Here is a 271-nt window from a genome sequence, read left to right on the forward strand (position 1 = left end):
CATCATTGACGCCGGTGATGGTGATGGTGACGGTGTGCTCGGTGCCATCCACAGACTGCACGGTGAAGGTCTCGACCTTGGTCTCCCCTTCGCCCAGGTACTGCACCTTGCTGTTGTCGACCTGGTAAGTCCAGGTGCCGCCTTCGGTGATGGCGAGGCTGCCCAGTGCGCCAGTGCTGGCCACGCCGTTGCCGGCCACAAACTTGGCCTCATCGGCGCCGTCCAGGTCGGTCACGCTCAGGGTGCCGGTCTCGGTCAGGGTCGGGGTGCT

At 64.9% G+C, this 271-nt stretch carries 1 protein-coding gene; it reads right to left on the reverse strand.

The window, feature by feature from the left end; genetic code table 11:
• The coding region (locus tag KW824_RS20720; RefSeq protein ID WP_218410894.1) for a VCBS domain-containing protein at positions 1–271 on the reverse strand (271 nt) is incomplete at both ends.

This window comes from Aeromonas sp. sif0611, assembly GCF_019218845.1.
GTDB classification, from domain to species: domain Bacteria; phylum Pseudomonadota; class Gammaproteobacteria; order Enterobacterales; family Aeromonadaceae; genus Aeromonas; species Aeromonas media.